13 protein-coding genes and 1 pseudogene are annotated in these 19,250 nt (G+C 46.6%); 8 read left to right on the top strand and 6 right to left on the bottom strand.

Translation table 11 applies throughout. The features are described 5' to 3' along the window. Positions 1-16 precede the first annotated feature (16 nt). From GX419_07835 to murI, 3 genes are all read left to right on the top strand, one after another. Positions 17-529: an OmpH family outer membrane protein gene (locus tag GX419_07835; protein NLI24596.1), complete on the top strand. Its 513-nt coding sequence runs from the start codon at positions 17-19 to the stop codon at positions 527-529. A gap of 34 nt (positions 530-563) precedes the next feature. Further along, entirely contained in the window at positions 564-1,085 is a 522-nt protein-coding gene (locus GX419_07830; GenBank protein ID NLI24595.1) for an OmpH family outer membrane protein, read from the top strand. Positions 1,086-1,174: 89 nt separating this feature from the next. Next, positions 1,175-1,990 (top strand): glutamate racemase, encoded by an 816-nt coding sequence (gene murI / locus GX419_07825; protein ID NLI24594.1) that lies wholly within the window; start codon positions 1,175-1,177, stop codon positions 1,988-1,990. Here the strand turns inward: murI and GX419_07820 are convergent. Together GX419_07820 and GX419_07815 are read right to left on the bottom strand one after the other, a co-directional pair. Beyond that, positions 1,981-3,708, bottom strand: a complete 1,728-nt coding sequence (locus GX419_07820) for a lysophospholipid acyltransferase family protein (GenBank protein NLI24593.1) — start codon at positions 3,706-3,708, stop codon at positions 1,981-1,983. The genes murI and GX419_07820 overlap by 10 nt on opposite strands. Positions 3,709-3,870: 162 nt before the next feature. Next, positions 3,871-4,509: a LysE family transporter gene (locus GX419_07815; GenBank protein ID NLI24592.1), complete on the bottom strand. Its 639-nt coding sequence runs from the start codon at positions 4,507-4,509 to the stop codon at positions 3,871-3,873. Between the two features lie 386 nt (positions 4,510-4,895). On the opposite strand from GX419_07815, the gene lnt reads away from it, so the two are divergent. From lnt to GX419_07790, 5 genes are all read left to right on the top strand, one after another. Continuing rightward, on the top strand, positions 4,896-6,512 hold the full coding sequence (lnt, locus tag GX419_07810) for an apolipoprotein N-acyltransferase (GenBank protein NLI24591.1): 1,617 nt from the start codon (positions 4,896-4,898) through the stop codon (positions 6,510-6,512). Positions 6,513-6,738: 226 nt separating this feature from the next. Next, the gene (locus tag GX419_07805; GenBank protein NLI24590.1) at positions 6,739-10,218 is read left to right on the top strand and encodes a pyruvate, phosphate dikinase; all 3,480 of its coding nucleotides are present in this window, start codon (positions 6,739-6,741) and stop codon (positions 10,216-10,218) included. A 29-nt stretch (positions 10,219-10,247) separates the two neighbouring features. After that, positions 10,248-13,184, top strand: coding sequence for a phosphoenolpyruvate synthase (locus GX419_07800; protein ID NLI24589.1), 2,937 nt, complete (start codon positions 10,248-10,250; stop codon positions 13,182-13,184). A gap of 350 nt (positions 13,185-13,534) precedes the next feature. Continuing rightward, on the top strand, positions 13,535-14,872 hold the full coding sequence (gdhA, locus tag GX419_07795) for an NADP-specific glutamate dehydrogenase (GenBank protein NLI24588.1): 1,338 nt from the start codon (positions 13,535-13,537) through the stop codon (positions 14,870-14,872). Positions 14,873-15,202: 330 nt separating this feature from the next. Continuing rightward, complete coding sequence (locus GX419_07790; GenBank protein NLI24587.1) at positions 15,203-15,481, top strand: RNA-binding protein; 279 nt, start codon at positions 15,203-15,205, stop codon at positions 15,479-15,481. A 365-nt stretch (positions 15,482-15,846) separates the two neighbouring features. Here GX419_07790 and GX419_07785 read toward each other — a convergent pair whose 3' ends face one another. The 4 genes and pseudogenes from GX419_07785 to GX419_07770 form a co-directional block, all read right to left on the bottom strand. Beyond that, positions 15,847-16,695: a hypothetical protein gene (locus GX419_07785; GenBank protein NLI24586.1), complete on the bottom strand. Its 849-nt coding sequence runs from the start codon at positions 16,693-16,695 to the stop codon at positions 15,847-15,849. Between the two features lie 10 nt (positions 16,696-16,705). Continuing rightward, complete coding sequence (locus GX419_07780) at positions 16,706-17,302, bottom strand: cysteine hydrolase (protein ID NLI24585.1); 597 nt, start codon at positions 17,300-17,302, stop codon at positions 16,706-16,708. A gap of 385 nt (positions 17,303-17,687) precedes the next feature. Further along, positions 17,688-18,065 carry a hypothetical protein gene (locus GX419_07775; GenBank protein NLI24584.1) on the bottom strand — a complete coding sequence of 126 codons (378 nt, stop codon included), beginning with the start codon at positions 18,063-18,065 and terminating at the stop codon, positions 17,688-17,690. A gap of 4 nt (positions 18,066-18,069) precedes the next feature. Next, positions 18,070-19,110, bottom strand: a pseudogene (locus GX419_07770) (hypothetical protein). Between the last annotated feature and the right edge of the window lie 140 nt (positions 19,111-19,250).

The following is a 19,250-nucleotide window of genomic DNA, read 5'->3' as shown; positions in this document are numbered from 1 at the left end:
TTTAATTTATACAACTATGAAACGGATTGTTGCAATAATACTGATGATGGCCGGTTTTGGCCTCACGTATGCACAGAAATACGCTTTTGTGGATACCGAATACATCCTTAACAATATCCCGGCCTACAAGGTGGCACAGGACCAGCTCGATAAGTATTCGGCCGATCTGCAGAAAGAAATCGAGGCAAAATACGCCGAAATTGATAACATGTACAAAAAATACCAGGCCGAAAAGGTTTTACTCACCGATGAGATGAAGAACAAACGGGAGGAAGAAATTGTCACCAAAGAGAAAGAAGTTAAGGAACTGCAGAAGAAATACTTCGGACAGGATGGCGCACTTTTCAAAAAACGCGAAGAGCTGATTAAACCCATTCAGGACGAAATCTATAATGCCATCAAGGAAATTGCCGCAGAAGGTGGTTTTGCTGCCATTTTCGACACATCGGCCGATGCCACCATCATCTATTCTGATCCGAAGTATGATAAGAGCGATCAGGTGCTCCAGAAATTGGGTTATAAGAAATAAATACTACTTTTGTCAAAATTCTAAAATATTGTTTATGAAAAGGTTTATATCCGGATTAGTTGTACTGCTCTTTTTGGCTGGTTTCACTGCAGAAGCGCAGGCTGTTCTGAAGCTTGGACATGTCAATAAACAGGAAATCCTTACCCTGATGCCCGAAACCGACAGCGCCCAGAAAAAACTGGATAAAGTTGCCAAGGATTTGCAGGACCAGATGGAAAAAATGCAGGTTGAATTCAACAAGAAATATGAGGACTATATGGCCAATGCTTCTAACTGGAGTGAATTGATAAGGAATACCAAGGAAACGGAACTCCAGGAAATGAATCAGCGCATTCAGGCCTTTCAGAATAACGCCCAGCAGGATATCCAGCAGCAACAGGCAAAGCTCTTCAAGCCCATCGTTGACAAACTCAATGCGGCTATTAATGATGTCGCCAAGGAAGGGAAGTTTACCTATATTTTTGACGTAAGCCAGGGCTCGTTTGTGGTATTTCAGAGCGCCGACAGCCAGGATATAACCCCGCTGGTGAAGAAAAAGCTGGGCATTACCAAATAAAGATTGCCATCGGTGAAAGGCTGTCTTTACCGGCAGCCTTTCGCGTTTATTATACCAGATTATAGTGGTTTCGTTAACTTGCACATTCTATGCAGGCATCCCAGCCAATAGGTATTTTTGATTCAGGTGTGGGCGGACTTACTGTAGCCAATGCCATCCGGCAGATTCTTCCGGATGAGCAAATGATCTACTTTGGCGACACCTTTCATCTTCCCTATGGGGATAAGTCGGCTGAGTCGGTGAAGTTTTATTCAACGCGCATTTCTGAGTACCTGTTATCGCTGAACTGCAAGCTGATTCTGATAGCCTGCAATACTGCCTCAGCCGTGGCATGGGAAGCTGTTTCAGAAGCTGTAAGGGGGAAAGCGCTTGCCCTGAACGTGATTGACCCGGTAATTGATGAAGTGGCCGGTAACCCCAGAATAAAACGCATCGGGGTAATTGGTACCAAAGGCACCATCAACAGCGGAACCTATAAGGTAAAACTTATCCAGAAGAACAATAAGCTCGATGTCCGTTCGCTTGCCACCCCTCTTTTTGTGCCCATGATTGAAGAAGGATTCATTTTTGACGACATCAGCAATGCCATCATCCGCAATTACTTATCAAGGGAGGAACTGCAGGGCATTGACACGCTGATTCTGGGCTGTACCCATTATCCCATTATCAAACAGCAGATTGCCCGCTTCTTTGATTTCAAGGTGCAGATTGTGGATTCGGCTGTCATTGTGGCAAAACGGCTCAGAAAACTCCTTCGTGAGAACAACCTCCTGAATAAGGATACAGAAAATCCTGTACATCAGTTTCTTGTATCTGATTATACGGAGTATTTTGAGATCATCGCCCGTATGTTTTTTGAAGGCGATATCAAACTGCAGAAAATAGACCTCTGGAGTCACACCTGAACCTTTTCCTGCAGGGTTTTTTGTTGCGAAAATCTTTCAAAGATTGACTGATCGTTCATTTCGCGCGAGAGAGATGCAATTACCTCAGGGGGTACATCGTACAGATCGAGAATCAGCAGGCCATCAAGGCAATCGTTAAAAAGCGGGTCAATATTGAATTCCACGATTTTACCTCCCAGCTGCAGATATTTTTTCAGCAACACCGGCATCCTGCTGTTCGATTCAACATCTTCAATCAGCCTGTCAAGCTGCTGAAGGTTTTTCAGATTTTCAAAGAGAATTTCCGTGTCAAACGAATATCCCGGGACCCTGAACCGTTTTTTAGGTTTAATATACCGGGCATACTGGTCGTTATAGTGGTTTTTTCTGATGTATTCAATGATGGTATGCTTCGAAAATTCCGAAAACCGTTTGCTGATGCTTACCGGGCCAATAAGGTAGCGGTATTCGCTGTTTTTCAGGAGGAAGTACAGAATTCCTTTCCAGAGAAGAAACAGCGGCATGGGCTTTCGCTGGTATTCCTGCACAATAAACGACCTGCCCAGTTCAAGCGATTGCTCCAGCACCTGCTGCATACGGCCATGCATGCGGAACAGGGTACTCACGTAAAATCCCCTTATACCATATTCACCGATGATGTCCTTTCCTTTTCCCACGCGGTAGGCACCTACAATTTTGCCGGTTTCATTATCCCATACAAAAAGGTGGTAATAATAAAGGTCAAAGTCGTCCAGGTCGATGCTCTTATTGGTCCCTTCACCAATAGCCCGGAAAGTGATTTCCCGCAGGCAGCCGATTTCATGCATTATAAGGGGCATCTGGTCAGACGGTGCACACAATACACTGTAATTCTGCAGATCGAACAGCAGGTATTTTTCCCTGAGTCGCTGATATTCCCTGGAAAGAACTCCCTGATCAGCCTGTTCAGCAATGTCTTCGGCTTTAACCTTTCTTTTTTTCTGTGAAGGGAAAAACTCCTTTACATCAAACCCTTCTCCAAGGGCATAGGTTTTGGCTCTCAGATACCTTCCATACTTCCAGATATCAGAAAATTCTTTCTGTTCGTTAACTGAAATCGGATTTCCTATCCGTATTCGGATGGTTTTGTTTTTCTTATTGAGAAGTTCGGAGGGGAGCTTTGCCGTGCGAAGCATGGGATGCACGAGGCCCAGCAAATGAAAAACCGTGCTGTTGGTTCCTTCAAAGTAAACAGGAACTACAGGAACCCCGGCATTGCGGATGAACTTAAGCACGGAATGCTGCCATTTTTTATCGGTTATTCCTGTGGTATGAGGGTAATAGCTCGAAACTTCCCCGGCAGGAAAGATGCCGAGAGGATGACCTTCGGCAATATGGCGGAGGGCCATTTTTATACCCGGCACACTGGCGGCCCTGGCTTTTTTGCTTTCAAAGGGGTCGACCGGCAAAATAAACTCCTGCATCGGATCAATCCGGTGGAGCAGATAATTTCCCAGAACCTTGAAATCGGGGCGCTGACGGCCCAGCAAACCAATGAGGATCAGACCATCCAGCCCTCCGTAAGGGTGGTTGGAAACCGTAATAAACGGACCTGAGGCCGGAATGCGCTTCAGTTCCTCCGGGCTGACTTCAAACGTTATGGATAGCTTCTGAAGAATGTTCTCAACGAAATCAATTCCTTTCAGATGCCGGACTTCTTCATAGGCTTTGTTTATCTTATTGATACCCAGCAGCATCATAAGGAATTTTGCTGCCCCGCGTGCTCCTTTTGATGGCAGACGGGTTGCCTTCAGAATATCAGCAGTATCAATAAGGGGGTTCCGTTCGTTCAAAACAATCCGATTTTATCTTGCAAATATAAAAATCCCCTGTTAAGCAGATCGTAAATTGAGGTTAAGTAACTATAAAGGAAGGCCGGGTATGAAGAAAACCTTAATCAGCGCAATAAGCCCGAGGAGGGAAATAATGGCCCCTGTGATTTTGTTCAGCCACCAGAGTCTTTTCAGACGAAATTTCTGCCGGTACAGGCTTACCAGCGTTGTAATGGTGAACCACCAGAGGCTGGCTCCCGCAAAAACGCCAAGTACTATGAGGAAGGATGTCAGATAATGTTGGCTCTCGGTAACAAAGTGCACTGCTGCAAACAGGGCAAGGAAAACAAATATGGCCAGTGGGTTGGAGAAGGTCATTAAAAATACAGTAATGTAATCGGCAAAGAGGGTATTTTTCTTCTGCCGGCGCCGGATCTGTGTCACAGGATTGGAGTAAAAAATTCGCAATCCTATGTAGATGACGAATAAGCTTCCGACAATTTCAAAATAAAACCGTTTTTCTTCGACAAAATCAATAATAAAACCAAACCCCATTACGGCAATGAGAGAAAAGAGGGTGTCGGCTGAGGCTGCTCCCAACCCCGACAGGAAACCGGAAAGCCTTCCCTTGCTCAGGGTACGTTGAACCACCACCATCCCCATGGGGCCTAAAGGTACCGAAACCATCAATCCGATAATTATCCCCTTGATAACGACTACAAAATCCATAACCCTGAAAAAAACTACTTATAAACGTATTTTCTCCCCCCTGCCGGGTCAGAAAGGCCTTTATTTACTGAACAAAGGCCTGTTCTGATGAAATCGTCATGCACCCTTTCCGGCACGAAACCCCAAAATTACAAACTATTAACATTTTATACCAAAAACTGTTCCATTCGTTCCAGTCAATTTTATCGGAATGGCTTCTGGTGTTCCCGGTTAATTAAAATGTTCGATTTCAGCCGATTGGAACAGAATGCAAACCGGCTCGGGGATGTTGAAAACGAAGTTTTGAAACATCCCCATACAGAATTTTAAACAATCCCTGGCCTTTACGATATATGGTAAAATTTCCGAAAGACATTAGATTTGCATTTTTAAAAATTGCAGGAACAATGAGCAGGAGAGTACGTATATTTCTGGCGGTTGCAAGTGGTCTGATTCTGAGTCTCGGATGGTTTCAATGGGCCAGCGGGTTGTTTATCCTGGCGGGTTTCATCCCCCTGCTGTTCGTCGAAGACTTCTTTCTTGCCAACAAAAACCGGTATGCCTCTGTCAATGTATTTCTTTATGCATGGCTGGCTTTTGGCATCTGGAACCTTGCTGACACATGGTGGATATGGAATGCATCAGCAGTGGGCATGGTTGCGGCCGTTGTGATCAATTCCTTTCTCATGGCGCTGATTTTCTGGTTGTTTCATCTGGTGCGGAGAGCTGTACCCGGAAAATCTGGCTATTTCGCCCTGATTGTTTTCTGGACCTACTGGGAATATTTTTACCTCAACGCCGAAATATCCTGGCCCTGGCTGAACCTTGGAAATGCCTTTGCCAATGATACCGGAATCATCCAGTGGTACGAGTATACCGGAACGCTGGGCGGCACTGTATGGGTGCTGGTGGCCAATGTTCTCCTGTTTGGTATTATCCAGCACTTTGTTGCCACAAAAAAATGGCAGGGAAAGGTATTTGACAGTGTGCTGGCCGCCATCTGGATTTTTGTTCCGGTAATCATCAGCCAGTATATTTTCCATTCGTATAAAGAAAAAGGGAAACCGTACAATGTTGTTGTTATTCAGCCGAATATCGACCCTTATGAAAAGTTTGTGGCGTTGTCGAGTGAGTTCCAGACACAACGGATCATTGATCTTGCTTCGCTGAAAGCGGATACTTCGGTTGATTATTTTGTTGCTCCTGAAACGGCGTTGAACAATGATATATGGATTGACCATTTGGAAGAAAATACGGCCATTCAGGCCGTACGAAGGTTTCTGAAGCCCTATCCCCGTGCCAAATTTGTGGTAGGCATTACCGGATACAAAAGTTACAACCCCGGCGAAAAGCTTACGCCGACGGCCCGTCCTTTAGGCACAACCGGTCTGTATTACGACAGCTTCAATTCGGCTATTCAGATTGATTCAACGCCGCATATTCCCATTTATCATAAATCGAAGCTGGTGGTGGGAGTGGAGAAGATGCCGTATCCGCAATATCTTGGTTTTCTGCGAAAGATCACTTTGCGCCTGGGAGGAACGTTCCGCAGTCATGCCACCCAACCCTACCGGAGTGTGCTTCGTTCACCGCAGGATTCAATGGGGGTGGCCACAGTAATTTGCTATGAATCGGTGTTCGGAGAGTTCGTTACCGACTACCTCAAATGCGGCAATACAGGATTTATATTTGTGATGACCAACGACGGATGGTGGGGCAACACACCCGGCTACCGGCAGCATTTTTCCTTTTCCCGTCTCCGGGCCATTGAAACACGCAGGGATATTGCCCGCTCAGCCAATACCGGCATTTCGGGCTTCATCAACCAGAGGGGCGATGTGCTTGAAAAAGTGGGCTGGTGGGAACCGGCTTCCCTCCGGCGCGAAATTTATGCCAATACCGAAATGACCTATTATGCAAAACACGGCGACTACCTTGGCCGGATGGCCGGATGGTTCTCCCTCCTTACCGCCCTGGCGGCAATTACCCGTCACCTGATGAACAAAAGAAAAAAGACCATCTGATGGGTCTTAGAGGGAAATAAATGAATTTCCTATTTCCGATTTCCAATTTCCTATTAGTGAGCACTCTATAAAAATGAAATCATCATTAATGGGAAATAGGAAATAGGAAATCGGAAATCCAATGATTTTCCAGACTCGCGCAGAAAGGTATCCTGAGGAACCAAATGCCGCGTTCGTTTCAATAGTCGCCTCAAATTCACTAACTTTACAAGGTGAATCACCTGCTATGGAAGAAGAATTCATTTCATCGCCTGAGGAAGTCAACCGGTTACTCTATGAACGCAGGGAGCGGCTCAAGGAACTGGCCTGCATCAATGCAACCAATGAAATTATTAAGCAGCACAAGCCGGTTCCTGAAACCCTGCAGCAGATATGTTATATCCTGCCTGCAGCATGGCAGTTTCCTGAGTTTGCCGTAGCCCGCATCCAGTACGACGGAAATTCGTATGAAACGGGCGATTTTCGCGAAACCGAGTGGAAGCAAAGCCAGACCTTTGAAACCATTCAGGGGAAGAAAGGCGAAATAGCTGTTTACTATACCCGTAAACTGAGAGATTACGATGAAGGGCCTTTTCTGCGCGAAGAACGCCAGCTGATTGATAACCTGGCGACCATCATCGTCAACTGGCTCAATACAACCGAAGCAAAAGTTGTACTTCAGCAGGCACGCGAAGCAGGAAAAGTTCCTCCCGAAGTGATCGCTTTCCAGGAACCTGCCACCACAAGCCGCCAGTTACTGCAGAAATTCCTTGACAAACAAAATACCAACCGGGATATCCTTTTCGACCTGATGCCCTTTAAAGTGAAGGAAATTCTGCTGGTGGCCACCCTGTACGATGCATTCAGTATTGAAAAGGAAGGCCGGTTCTCAGAACATATTCTTGGCGAGTATCATCAGCTGAACCTGACCAGCATGCCCCGGGTAACCGGCGTAAGTTCCTATGAAGACGCTTCCAGGGTTTTGCGCGAAAAGCATTTTGATCTTGTCATCATCATGGTGGGCAATGATAAGAAAACTCCTGTTGAAATCAGCCGCAAAGTAAAACGGGAATTTCCCTTTATTCCTGTCTTTGTCCTGCTCAATAACGACCGGGAAGTGTCGGTATTCAAAAATATGCACCGCGATTTGAGTTCCATTGACCGGATTTTTGTGTGGAATGGCGATTCCAAAGTGTTTTTTGCCATGGTTAAACTTCTGGAAGATCGCGTGAACGTGGAAAATGATACCCAGGTAGGGATGGTGAAAGTGATTCTTCTTGTTGAAGATTCAGAGATATACTACTCACGGTATCTGCCTTTACTCTACCAGAGCGTGCTGGAACAAACCCGCCGCATTATTGACGATGTGAGTACCGACGAAATGTTTAAAGTGCTGAGGCTGCGTGCCCGCCCCAAGATCCTGCTGGCATCAACCTATGAAGAAGCCATCAGCATCATTACCAAATACAAGGAAAACCTGCTCTGCCTGATTACGGACGTCATTTTTGAACGCAACGGAAAAGCCGATTCCCGGGCCGGATTTATGCTGGCTTCGTACGTCAGGGAATATCTTGGCGACCTGCCCGTAGTAATTCAGAGTGCTGATACCCAGAATATTCATCAGGCACACGCCCTGAAAGTGCATTTTATTAACAAAAATTCTGAAAGCCTTTTGCAGGATATCCGCAACTTCATTTCGCATTATCTGGGTTTCGGTAACTTTATTTACCGCGACTCCACCGGAAAAAAAATTGCCGAGGCAGCTTCCCTGCAGGAATTTGAAAAGCTGATTGATACCATTCCGGCCGAATCGCTTGTGTACCACGGCAAACGAAATCACTTCTCCCTCTGGCTGATGGCACGGGGCGAAATCAAAATTGCCAAAATGATCCACCCGGTAAAGGTGACGGATTTTGGCTCATCAAACGAATTCCGGAATTATCTGAAATATGTCATCAAGAAGTACCGCAACGAATCACAAACCGGCAAAGTCATTCCCTTTGAAAAAGATATCATCATTGATGAAAGCAACATCATAAGCCTTGGCACGGGAGCTCTTGGAGGAAAGGGAAGAGGACTGGCCTTTATCAATACCATTATTTATAATCTCAATTTCAATGAGATTCTGCCGGGCATGAATATCAGCACGCCCAGGACGTTTATTATTGGTACCGACGAATTTGATCTGTTTCTGGAAAAGAACAACCTTCATCAGATTATTTACAGCGATATTCCGTATCGTCAGCTTCAGGAAATTTTTCTGAAGTCGGATCTTTCGTACGAACTTGAGAAAAAACTGAAGGCTCTTCTGCGCATCATTCAGAACCCGATAGCGGTGCGTTCTTCGAGCCTTTTTGAGGACGCCACATCCCAGCCTTTCTCCGGAATTTTCGCCACCTATCTTCTTCCCGACAATTATCCTGATTTTGATGTGCGCTTTCACCAGCTGGAACAGGCAATTAAACTGGTTTACGCATCGGTTTATTCCGACCATGCCCGGGCCTATTTCAAAGCAGTGGACTACAAGATTGAGGAGGAAAAAATGGCCGTTGTGATTCAGGAAGTTGTAGGAAACCGCTACGGGCAGTATTTTTATCCTCACATCAGCGGCACGGCGCAATCGCACAACTATTATCCCGTGGCCAGCATGGAAGCGGAAGATGGCTTTGCCGTAACAGCCCTCGGGCTGGGCCACTATGTGGTCGGGGGCGAAGTGGCCTACCGCTTTGTTCCCCGCTATCCTGACGTGGAAATTATGCCGGTAAAAGACCTGGTTCAGCATTCGCAAAGGGAGTTTATTGCGCTTGACCTCTCCCGGATGGAATTCAACCTGATTGAAGAGGGTGAACAGGCCTGTCTGGCGCGTCTGCCCATTTCGGAAGCCGAGAAACACGGCACCCTCCTTCACCTGGCCAGTGTGTACGACCCGGTTAATGACCGGATCGATCCGGGGCTTACTTCGGCCGGTCCCCGCATAATCAACTTTGCTGATATTCTTAAGTACAATTACATCCCCCTGGCCAGAGCCATCGATCTTATGCTCGACATTATGCGAGAGGCCGTGGGCGGCCCTGTCGAAATCGAATTTGCCGTCGATGCATCGTCAAAAAACGGCAAACGCCCCGTTTTTTACCTGCTTCAGCTCAAACCTATGTATGGAAGCGGCGAAGATTTCAGTTTCAATCCCGATGACTTTCCTGAAAACGCCGTTCTGCTCCGTTCCGGGAAAAGCATGGGAAACGGAAAAATCGACGACCTCACCGAAATAGTGTATGTTGACCCCGATGCGTTTGACAAAACCAGAACCCCCGAAATAGCAAAGGAAATTGAACTGATCAATGCCCGGCTGATAGCCGAACGCAGGAAATACATACTCATCGGCCCGGGACGTTGGGGCTCACGTGACCGGTTTGTGGGAATCCCTGTCGTGTGGCCGCAGATCTCCAATGCCAGAGTAATTGTGGAAACCAGCCTCGAAGATTTTCCTCTCGACGCATCCCTCGGTTCGCATTTCTTCCATAACATTACTTCAATGAACATCGGCTATCTTTCCGTTCAGCATGCCTCAGGGTTTGATATTATTCAATGGGAAGCCCTGAAAAAGTTACCTGAAACATACAGAGGGCACTTTGTGCGGCATGTTTCCCTGCCTTCGCCAGTTACGGTTCTGATGGACGGTAAAAAACGGATTTCGGTTATTGTGCTTAACGGATTGAATCATTTATGAGCAAAAAACTTCTGCAACTGGGCCAGAGAATGGATTTTTCCCAGTCTGCTTTCAACGAGCTGATGCAGGAACGGATCCGCAGGGTGCTGATCATCTGTTCCAATTACGATTTCTACATGCTGGAAGAAGACGGCCGGATTGACGAGCAGATCTTTAATGAATACGTTTCCCTGAACCTTCGCTACCCCCCGGTTTTTGTCCATGCCGACTCGGCAAAACAGGCATTCGAAATTTTGGCAAGTGACAAAATTGACCTGGTGATTGAAATGCTCAGCATCGGTGACGTTGATACCTTTGAACTGGCCCGCCTTATTAAGAACAAATACCCCGGCATTCCCATCGTTGTGCTGACCCATTTCAGCCGCGAAGTTTCCTTGCGCCTGCAGAACGAAGACCTCAGCGCTATAGATTACGTTTTCTGCTGGCTCGGAAATGCCGATCTGCTGGTGGCCATCATCAAACTGATCGAAGACCGCATGAACGCCGAACACGATGTGGAAAAAGTCGGCGTTCAGGTGATTATTATGGTGGAAGACTCGGTGAGGTTCATTTCGTCATACCTCCCCAACCTGTACAAGATTATCCTCAAGCAGAGCCGCGAATTCATGAAGGAAGCCCTGAACGAACACCAGAAAATGCTGCGCATGCGCGGGCGGCCCAAAATCCTTCTGGCCAATAACTACGACGACGCCCTGGCTCTCTATAACAAATTCAAATTCAACCTTCTGGGAATTATTTCGGATGTGAGTTTCCGTAAATCCCGCAACCGCGACCCCGAAACCAAGGAAGGATTTCTCCTTTGCAAAACCGTGCACGCCGAAGATCCTAATATCCCCTTCCTTTTCCAGTCATCAGATGTTGCCAACGAAAAAATAGCAGCCGAACTTGGCGCCGGATTCATATACAAAGGCTCCAAAACACTTTCCATCGAACTGCGCAATTATGTTATCAGAAATTTCGGCTTCGGCGATTTCATTTTCCGGAATCCCGACACCCTCGAAGAAGTAGCCAGGGCAACCGACCTGCAATCCCTGCAGAATCTCATCCTGAAAATCCCCGACCAGGTTCTTCTCTACCATGCCAGCCGTAACGAAATTTCAAAATGGCTCAATGCCCGGGCCTTGTTCCCCATTGCCCAGATTTTCAAGTTCCTGAAGCCGGAGGATTTCCAGAGCCTTGCCGAAATGCGGAAATTCATCTACGATGCCATCGCCAGCTTCCGTATAAGCAAAGGACGGGGCGTAATAGCCGAATTCGACAAGGAAACCTACGACGAGTATTTGATTTTCTGCAGAATAGGAGAGGGTTCCATCGGAGGAAAAGCCCGCGGACTGGCGTTTCTCGATTCCATTGTAAAAAAATACCAGCTTCTCTATAAGTACAACAATGCCCAGGTAACCATACCCCGGTCGGTGGTAATCGGTACCGACATTTTCGAGGAGTTCATGGAAAACAACGACCTGTACAAAATTGCCCTGACCGATCTGCCCGATGAAGAAATTCTCCGCCGCTTCCTTGAGGCCAGCCTCCCGGGCCGGATTTTTCAGGATCTGTACGTCCTGGTTGATTTTCTCAGGAATCCGGTGGCCATCCGTTCTTCAAGCAAGCTGGAAGATTCACACTATCAGCCGTTCGCAGGGATTTACAGTACCTACATGGTTCCGCGGATTCCCGACAACGCCCGCATGATTCATATGATGGCCAATGCCATCAAGGCAGTGTACGCATCGGTATATTATAAGGCCAGCAAAGCCTATATGGCCGCCACCTCCAATATTATCGACGAGGAAAAAATGGCCATCATCATTCAGGAGGTATGCGGATCACGGTATGGAAACCATTTTTACCCCACCTTCTCGGGTGTTGCCCGATCCATCAACTTTTATCCTTTAGCCCCGGAAAAACCCGAAGATGGCATTGTAAGCGTGGCGTTCGGACTTGGAAAGTATATCGTCGACGGCGGAACATCCCTTAGGTTTTCTCCTAAATACCCGAAAAAAATCCTTCAGCTGAGTTCCCCTGAAACGGCCCTGCGCGAAACACAGAAATTGTTCTATGCCATTGACCTTACCCAGTCGGAGTTTGTTCCCACCACCGACGATTCGGCCAATTTGCTGAAACTGCCTGTAAAAGATGCGGAAAACAATCCCGTCTTCCGGCATGTGGCTTCAACCTATGACCTGGAATCCGGCACCCTGCGCGACGGAATCCAGTCGCACGGAAAACGCATCGTCACCTTTGCCGGCGTGCTTCAGCACAATACCTTTCCGCTGGCCGAAATTCTGTCTGAAATTCTGCAGATTGGCCAGCGCGAAATGAACAATCCCATCGAAATGGAATTTGCCGTAAATCTGGATGTCCCGCGAAACGAGCCGGCCGTATTTAACCTGCTTCAGATACGCCCCATTGTGCTGAGCGAACAAACCCGTACCATCGAAGTAAAACCCGGTGAAGCAAAAAATATCATTGCCTTTTCCGAAATGGCTCTCGGCCATGGGGTCTTCGAAAACCTGTGCGATGTAATCTATCTGAAACCCGAATCATTCAACGCATCAAAAACCAGCCTGATTGCTGAGCGGATTGAAAAACTCAACCAGCAGATGAAAGCGGAGAAGAGGAATTACGTTCTGATCGGGCCGGGCCGCTGGGGTTCTTCCGATCCCTGGCTTGGAATACCCGTCAAATGGCCGCAGATATCGGAAGCACGCATCATTATTGAATCGGGCCTCGACCAGTACCGTATCGATCCCAGCCAGGGAACCCATTTCTTCCAGAACCTTACATCATTCCATGTGGGCTATATGACCGTTAATATGCACCGCAACGAGGGAAAGACCGACGTGGATTTTCTGAACAGGATGCCGGCGGTTTATGAAGATGAATTTATCCGGCACGTGCGCTTCGACAAACCGCTTGTGGCGAAAATTGACGGCCGCAAAAACGTAGGAATTATTTATTACGACTGAGGCCGGCTTCCCTCCATATTTGTGCCTCCGCCGCAATGCGCCTGTGCCATCAGCCCGGTACGTCAAGGCCGATAAGCCACCGGCTTCGGTGTGTTGCTAAACATATCGGTGCGGCTATGAGTATATGTGCTTGTCTGTCAGTATTTTATTTCATTATATGTTGCATAAAATTGAGTAAAATCATACCTTGTTACGAACAACCTTGACCGAAACCACCTATTTTAGCATCATAATTGGCTGATGCTAAGAACCCTTTGGTGGCAGATAGGGTCGGCCAGCAGATACATGATAAGGAATGACAGGACAGGTAAGTTAATGCACGTTGAATATGCTTTAAAAAACTGAATACTATGAATGTTGACAAAATTATGCATGACCTGATGCAGAAGCATCCCGGAGAAAAGGAATACCATCAGGCAGTTCGCGAAGTTCTCGAATCGATTGAAGAAGTGTACAACGAAAATCCCCAGTTCGAATCGGCGGGCATCATTGAGCGCCTGATTGAACCCGACCGCGTGCTGATGTTCAAGGTTCCCTGGGTGGACGATGAAGGCAAGGTGCGCGTTAACCTGGGCTACAGGGTACAGTTCAACAACGCCCTGGGGCCGTACAAGGGCGGACTCCGTTTTCACCCGAGTGTGAACCTGAGCATACTCAAATTTCTCGGATTTGAACAGATTTTCAAGAACAGTCTTACCACCCTGCCCATGGGCGGAGCCAAGGGAGGTTCCGACTTCGACCCGAAAGGAAAATCGCAGGCCGAAATTATGCGTTTCTGCCAGTCGTTTATGCTGGAGCTCTGGAAACTGATCGGCCCTGAAATGGACGTGCCGGCGGGTGACATCGGAGTAGGAGGGCGTGAAATTGGTTATTTGTACGGTATGTACAAGAAGCTTACCCATGAACATAACGGGGTTCTTACCGGCAAAGGAATCAACTGGGGAGGAAGCCTGGTTCGGCCCGAAGCTACCGGCTTTGGCGCTGTTTATTTCGCCAACGAGATGCTGGCAACCATCGGAGAGTCGTTTAAAAACAAAATAGTGGCCGTATCAGGTTTCGGCAATGTGGCCTGGGGTGCCATTACCAAGGCAACGGAACTGGGAGCCAGGGTGGTTACCATCAGCGGCCCCGACGGATATGTGTATGATCCCGATGGCATATCAGGAGAAAAAATTGATTATCTGCTCGAACTGAGGGCCAGCAACCAGGATATTGTGGCTCCCTATGCCCTCGAATTCCCCGGCAGTCAGTTCTTCCAGGGCAAAAGACCATGGGAGGTGAAGTGCGATATTGCTATGCCCTGTGCAACACAGAACGAACTCGACAAGGAGGATGCCGTCCGGCTGGTAGCCAACAAATGCCTTTGCGTGGCCGAAGGAGCCAATATGCCCTGTACACCCGAAGCCATTGAAATCTTCCAGAAGAACAAAATGCTGTTTGCTCCCGGCAAGGCAGTAAATGCGGGAGGGGTGGCGACATCAGGACTGGAGATGGCGCAGAATGCCATGAAGCTGAACTGGGGCAGGGAGGAAGTGGACCGTCGTCTGCACGAAATTATGCGCAATATTCATTCTGCCTGCGTCAAATACGGAAAGCAGGATGACGGCTATATTGACTATGTGAAGGGAGCCAATATAGCGGGCTTTCTGAAGGTGGCCAACGCCATGCTCGACCAGGGCGTAGTCTGAAAAAATATGTATCAGCCGGTTGGCGCTCATCGCCAACCGGCTGATACATATTTCTTACCGGGGTGCCGAAAAACGAAATTTTGAGGGCTCCCGGGAAGTATTAAATTACCTTTATCTTTCGTCGGTTCCGGAAGCCTGCCCCATCATTACATACAGGATGATGTAAATTATTTTACATAATCCGCTTGTTTCTCATTTATTTGTCGTACATTTGCATCCGATCAGCGCTGATGAAAAAGGTCAGTATTCTCCGCCGGAATTTCTTCCCGGGTTTATTTTCCTCCAATTCTGCCTCCTGATTGATTGTTTTATTAATTTATTAATTTTTTTATGAACATTTTTGTTGCAAATCTGAGTTTTAAAATTCAGGATCAAGGTCTCCAGAAGATTTTTGAACAGTATGGTGAAGTTTCTTCAGCCAAAGTAATTACCGATCGTGAAACCGGCCGTTCAAAGGGCTATGGTTTTGTTGAAATGCCCTCTGATGAGGATGCTCTGGCAGCCATTCGGGCACTCGACGGAAGAGACCTCGAAGGGAAAGCCGTTGTTGTAAAACAGGCTCGTCCCCGCGAAGAATTCAAGGACAGCTACAGGAAAAGCAGATATTAAGAGCATTTTCCCATTCTGAATGAAGTACGCCGGATGAACAGTCCGGCGTTTTTTTTAACCCAAGTACCATGAATTAACAAATTCAACCGGTTGAATTTGTTAATTCATGGTACTTCGGTTTAATGCACAATGCAGTTTAAACCAGAATACGAATGCCTGTTTTTTCGGTTAATGTTTAATTGTTTCCTGTTTGGACCTTAGTAAACGGTAACATCGAGGGCAACGGCGCAGAAGACTTTGCAGGAACTCAGGTTCAAGCTATTCTTGCTTGCTTGGAAGCCTTTGTTTATAAATGCGAGATGTTTTGGCGGTAAAAATATTTTGCAAAAAAGGAAGCGAAGTACCCCGGTTCGAAGGGTTACCATTTATTCAGCCATCGTAATTTTTACGTCACCTATGCCTCCGTTGATATCAATCCGCATGCGCGGGGCGCCGGTTTCCCAGGCATCGTTGTAAAAATAGCTTCCTTTGCGCACCAGTTCGCCCATGTCGGTGTTCCCAATGAGTCCCGACAGCGAAACCTTTACTCCCGCAGATCGGGGAAGAATCAGCCGGAGGGTACCGATTCCGCAGTTAAATTCGGCATCCAGTTCTTCTTTTCTTTTTCCGGAAAGGTCAACCGTTGCTTCCCCCACACCGGCATTGACCTTTACACTGGTAGCCGACGTACCTTTCAGATTGACGGTAAATTCTCCGGCTCCCAGCGACATGGAGACCGTTCTGAGGTTCAGCCCGCTCAGGTCGAATTTCCCTTTGCCGGCACCCATATTGAGGGAAAGGTCCATAGGCACTTTTTCGTTCATGCGGATGGAACAAATGGTGCGGTCGTCGCTGATTTCTTTCAATCCCTCGATTTTGGGCATGTAGAGTTTTGCATACAAATGATCGCCTGTGAGATCCTGTTTGATCAGAAACCGCCTTTCCTTGCGGTATTTGATGGAAACTTCAGCAAGGTCGGGTGTGCCGCCTTTTACCGAAAGGATGCCTGCGGGGATGCTGATGTCAACTGAAGCGGTCCGGGCTTTTCCCAGGCCGATTTTCCGGCGTTCTGTGCGGAAAGAGTCTTCTGAAAAAGATCCCTGGTCTTCTTCAGGAGCAGAATAGGAAAAATCAACGGCCGTATCGTCTTTTATCGTGTTTTCTTCGGGAGTGTGCGAATAAATGCACGACCCCAGAAGCAACAGGAAGACAAGCTGGAAGGGAGGAATTTTCATAGGGTGCGGGTTATTTGGTTTCTTCAGCAAACTGATTGATAAACTCTGCGGCCGGAAGGATGGATGCATAGGCTTTGAGCGCGGCGAAAACGGCCGCCTGGACTTTTCGTGCCGGGACGGTATCCTTTTCCCAAACAAGGGTGCGCGTTGCACAGGCGTCCTGAATTACCGTACAGCGAAAACCGTAGTCGGAAGCAGCTCTGACGGCCGCCTCCAGGCACATGTGCGTTTGCATGCCTGCCAGAACCAGATGTTGGATTCCCAGTTGTTTTAAGTAATCGTACAATCCGGTACCCAGGAAGGAATTAACTTCTTTCTTGACGAAGACTTTTTCATCCTTTTCCGGGGCAACCAGCGGGTGAATTTCTCCTCCTCCCTGGTGCATGACATGAACTACCGGCAGGTGGTGCTGACGGAAAAAACGCAGAAGGCTGGAGGCCACATTCACTGCCTCATCGGATCCTTCAAGAGGCAACCGGCCGCCGCTGAAATAAAATTCCTGTATATCAATGAGCAGAAGGGCAGTTCCGTTATTTTCCCTTTTCCCGGTCTGCGCCTGCAGGCAGGTGGCAAACAGAACAGCAATCAGCAGGATGGATGGTTTCATGGGAAGCGAAATATCAGATAAAGATAATCCAAATCATAGAAAAATCTCATTCAATGGCCCTTAAAACGGGTCTAATTTTAGGGAGTTTTTTTAAAAAAAACTTAAAGAAGTTGGGTCAGTCTGTAAGTCCGTGGCGTGATGTTTTGGCCCCAAAAATATTCTGCTCGGAATAAGTAAACAATATGCATCAGACCGAAGGGTTACAGAAAAATGCCCTTGTCAGGATCATCAACTCCATGCTTACAAAAAAACGAATGAAGGATCTGCTCGACGGTAAAATAAAACTGGCTGTATAAACAAAAACCCCGGAGGTTCCGAGGCTCTTGATTATATTATTCCGGATTATCTGAACTTAAATTAAATGCTTCAAACGATAATATTCCCCTTATTTAAGATATTCTACAAAACTGTCTTCAATAAATAGTGTATATTCTTTTAAAAGCTTCCCAAGTTCTTCTACATTTTTATAATCACTTGGTAATGAGGCAAATTTTGGAAAATATTTTTTTTCTTGAGTCAGACTAATAATCTGATTTGAATTAACTAAATTAAAAAATCCTTTTTTCCTTTCAATTAATATATCAAACCCAGGGTTAATAATAACTGATACTTTCGTGTTATTAAATAAGCTGCAAAATATCAAATAATCACCGTCTCGACTGTTTATGTCGAGATTACATAAATGAAATTTATACTTTTTAAAAAAGGGTAATAAAATTCTAAGTGCGATTATTAAGTTCTTTTCAAACCATTCTAATTCCATTTTGCTACTTGTATATAATTAAAACTCTTATGGTTTGATAATAAGTAACCCTGTACACATTTCCATAGTTATATTGCTGAATAGTAGGTAATTCTATACCATTGTAAAATGGACTATAACCACTTCTTCCTGCATCATAGATATAATATTCTGCTCTTATTGTTTGTTCCATCCATATTTGGTTAAACTCAAGTGCATTGGGATTTGGAACATCTTTCCCTAGATAAGCAGGCATGTCTTCTGGCCAATTCTGTATGCTATTATTTCTTATTGTCTCACTACCGGATAATTTACCTATCTGATCAACCCTGTCTTGAGGGCCTCCGATTACAGCACTTTTATTCGGTCTTCCAGTCCAAGGATTTCTACCCGCTTTTTCTGCCGAGTAATAACCATAAGCTGCTCCAATTCCTCCACCTATTGCTGCACCAGTTTTTAATCCTGCCATGCCTGCCTGATGAGCCGCACCTAAATTACCGGTCATTAAGAAACCGCCTGTGAACCCACCGGCATATCCTCCTGCGGCACCTCCAATTGCACCTGTTACAGCTCCACCAATTGCTGAATTTGCTGAAACATGGAACCCATTTATTACTACCCCTCCAAGGTTTTGTCCGGCCCATTTACCGAAAGCTCCTCCTGCTAAACCTGAGATTCCTCCTATGATTCCTTGTTGGAGTATTTGAGATCCATTAGTTCCTCCAATGGCTGCATTCGCCGCTCCAGAAAATGCCCCTCCTGTAGCCCAACCCACAGGACCTAAGACTGCAAGGCCTCCTTGTACTGCTCCAGTTCCAAAATACAGCGCCCCTTGGCCAACCTTATCCCAAAATCTACCGTGTAAACTATTCCAGTGAGTTGCAACATTTATTGCGCCGCCTATTAACGCTGGTATTAGCCAAACAAATTCTCCATCCGGGTCTGTGTAGACAAGTGGATTATTAAGGCAATACGCATACCTATTAAAGCTCTGCGTAAAATCCGAAGCCTGAACGAAGTTATCGGGAGACAGGAAGCGGCCGACAAGAGGGTCGTAAAGACGGTCATCTGGCTCCGCCGCTCCCTCCGACTCCGCTCAGGGAGCGGCAGAAGGCAATGGGCTACACTATGCCTTGCTATCCGTTTTCAAAGAACGATCAAAGACAGATGCAATATAGTAAATTTTGGTAAAACATTTGGTGTTTC

The sequence above is a fragment of the Bacteroidales bacterium genome (assembly GCA_012517825.1).
Lineage (GTDB): Bacteria > Bacteroidota > Bacteroidia > Bacteroidales > JAAYUG01 > JAAYUG01.
The sequence above is the reverse complement of the archived record's forward strand: the minus strand, read 5'-3'. Positions and strand labels throughout refer to the sequence as shown.

Coding starts and splice junctions, on each gene's coding strand:
- GX419_07830 (NLI24595.1), top strand. CDS start 564: ATGAAAAGGTTTATATCCGGATTAGTTGTACTGCTCTTTTTGGCTGGT.
- murI (NLI24594.1), top strand. CDS start 1,175: ATGCAGGCATCCCAGCCAATAGGTATTTTTGATTCAGGTGTGGGCGGA.
- GX419_07785 (NLI24586.1), bottom strand. CDS start 16,695: ATGAAAATTCCTCCCTTCCAGCTTGTCTTCCTGTTGCTTCTGGGGTCG.
- gdhA (NLI24588.1), top strand. CDS start 13,535: ATGAATGTTGACAAAATTATGCATGACCTGATGCAGAAGCATCCCGGA.
- GX419_07835 (NLI24596.1), top strand. CDS start 17: ATGAAACGGATTGTTGCAATAATACTGATGATGGCCGGTTTTGGCCTC.
- GX419_07780 (NLI24585.1), bottom strand. CDS start 17,302: ATGAAACCATCCATCCTGCTGATTGCTGTTCTGTTTGCCACCTGCCTG.
- GX419_07790 (NLI24587.1), top strand. CDS start 15,203: ATGAACATTTTTGTTGCAAATCTGAGTTTTAAAATTCAGGATCAAGGT.
- GX419_07815 (NLI24592.1), bottom strand. CDS start 4,509: ATGGATTTTGTAGTCGTTATCAAGGGGATAATTATCGGATTGATGGTT.
- GX419_07805 (NLI24590.1), top strand. CDS start 6,739: ATGGAAGAAGAATTCATTTCATCGCCTGAGGAAGTCAACCGGTTACTC.
- GX419_07775 (NLI24584.1), bottom strand. CDS start 18,065: ATGGAATTAGAATGGTTTGAAAAGAACTTAATAATCGCACTTAGAATT.
- lnt (NLI24591.1), top strand. CDS start 4,896: ATGAGCAGGAGAGTACGTATATTTCTGGCGGTTGCAAGTGGTCTGATT.
- GX419_07820 (NLI24593.1), bottom strand. CDS start 3,708: ATGATGCTGCTGGGTATCAATAAGATAAACAAAGCCTATGAAGAAGTC.
- GX419_07800 (NLI24589.1), top strand. CDS start 10,248: ATGGATTTTTCCCAGTCTGCTTTCAACGAGCTGATGCAGGAACGGATC.